The organism is Stenotrophomonas sp. S39, from assembly GCF_016624665.1.
Taxonomy (GTDB): domain Bacteria; phylum Pseudomonadota; class Gammaproteobacteria; order Xanthomonadales; family Xanthomonadaceae; genus Stenotrophomonas.
In genome coordinates this window covers 1-673 of record NZ_JACVTT010000203.1, presented here as the reverse complement: position 1 = coordinate 673, position 673 = coordinate 1, and the positions used below count along the sequence as shown (strand labels likewise).

Annotated in this window: 1 protein-coding gene; it reads right to left on the bottom strand. The window is 72.4% G+C overall.

The features are described from left to right. Positions 1-97 precede the first annotated feature (97 nt). On the bottom strand, positions 98-565 hold the full coding sequence (locus IAE41_RS22315) for a hypothetical protein (protein ID WP_200734606.1): 468 nt from the start codon (positions 563-565) through the stop codon (positions 98-100). Positions 566-673: the final 108 nt, after the last annotated feature.

Genomic DNA, 673 nt, shown 5'->3' with positions numbered 1-673 from the left:
ATCGGCGGCCCCCCCGCGGCCCGGCACCCACGGTAGTGCCGGCCGCTGGCCGGCAACACAATCCCATTCCATTGCCGGCCAGCGGCCGGCACTACTTTCAGGGCACGGGCTGGGCGAGGATCTTCCGCACCGACTGGCCGCCGTTGGTGATCACGTCGTCCACCTGCCAGCAGCCCTTGCCGTGGCGGACCATCGGCAGGCGGGTGAGGTGGGCGCTCTTCCACACCGAGTAGCTCAGCGTGACCTCGCCGGCCGTGGCCGAGGCGGGCTTCCAGCCGTAGCGCACGGCGCTGTCGATCTCGCCGTCCTGGCCGTCCAGCCAGGGGTCCGAGTCGATCGTGCAGATGCCCTCCTCGCGTACCTGGCAGGCACGTTCCTCGCGCAGCGCCTTGGCGAAGGCCGGGCTGACCAGGGCCGGCGGCGCGTCCAGCACGCGGCCGTCGTCACCGGAGGTGGCCTCGAAGAACGCACGGGCCACGCCCGCCGCATCCTCGCAGGCCGGTGCAGCGTGCGCGGCCGGGGCCAGCAGCAGGCTGGCGATCATCAACATCCGTGTGTTCCGCATGGTTCTCTCCTTGAAGTGGGGACGCCGGGCATGGCCCGGCGCTACCGGATTTGCTGGGGACGCCGGGCATGGCCCGGCGCCAGCCGATAAGAGGCGGCCCGCCCGGGG

What these genes read in the sequence shown, in the direction of transcription:
- IAE41_RS22315 (WP_200734606.1), bottom strand. Translation starts at nt 565, where the DNA reads ATGCGGAACACACGGATGTTGATGATCGCCAGCCTGCTGCTGGCCCCG.